The sequence below is a fragment of the Curtobacterium sp. B8 genome (assembly GCF_000333315.1).
GTDB classification, from domain to species: domain Bacteria; phylum Actinomycetota; class Actinomycetes; order Actinomycetales; family Microbacteriaceae; genus Curtobacterium; species Curtobacterium luteum.
The window spans coordinates 1-984 of the sequence record NZ_BACW01000181.1; the positions used below are offsets into that span (position 1 = coordinate 1).

At 70.3% G+C, this 984-nt stretch carries 1 pseudogene; it reads right to left on the bottom strand.

Features of this window, described 5'->3' with window-relative positions:
* Nucleotides 1-94 precede the first annotated feature (94 nt).
* A pseudogene (locus I59_RS19170) lies at nucleotides 95-984 on the bottom strand (catalase); the annotation flags it as partial.

A 984-nucleotide genomic window follows, 5' to 3' on the forward strand; every position in this document is an offset into this window, starting at 1 on the left:
CGGGAGGCACGGTGCCAGCCGGTACCGTGCCTCCCTTCCGTCAGGTGGCGGGGTGGGGCCCACGCCTGGGGCCCACGCCACTGCGCTGGCTGGGCTACGCCTCGACCGCGACCTTCTCCGGGTCCTCGTTGGAACCCGGCGCGCTCGGCGCGACAGCGGCGCGCACGCGCGCGCCGAGGTCCGCGTCGACGTTCGTCCAGTAGGCGAACACCCGCTCGCGCAGGTCGTCGCGGGTCACCTTCGAGACGTGCCCGGCGATGTTGCCGACCAGGCGCTCACGGGCGGCGTCGTCGAGGACCTCGCGGTACAGCGTGCCGGCCTGGCCGAAGTCGTCGTCCTCCGGGTGCAGGGTCGCCGCGGAGCGCTGCAGCGCGCCGTCGGACTCCCAGCCCGGCACGTCGTCGGTCGCCTGCGGGTCGGCGTGCGCACCACCGAGCGAGTTCGGCGCGTACACCGGCACCTCGGCCTTCTGGAAGTCGAAGCGCATCGCGCCGTCCTTCGAGTACGAGTGCACCTCGTTCTTCGGCGCGTTCACCGGCAGCTGCGCGTGGTTCGTGCCGACGCGGTAGCGGTGTGCGTCCGCGTAGCTGAAGATGCGCGCGAGAAGCATCTTGTCGGGGCTGGCCGCGATGCCCGGGACGAAGTTCGACGGCGCGAAGGTCGCCTGCTCGATCTGCGCGAAGTAGTTCTCCGGGTTGCGGTTGAGCTCGAGCTCGCCGACCTCGATGAGCGGGTAGTCGGCGTGCGGCCAGACCTTCGTCAGGTCGAACGGGTTGAAGCGGTAGGACTCGGCGTCCGCGTAGGGCATGACCTGCACCTTGAGCGTCCACTTCGGGAAGTCCTCGCGCTCGATGGCGGCGTGGAGGTCACGGATGTGGAAGTCGGCGTCCTCACCGGCGATGCGGTCGGCGTCCTCCTGCGTGAGGGTCTTGTGGCCCTGCTGGGTGATGAAGTGGTATTCACCCAGAAGCGCTCGCGTCGGCG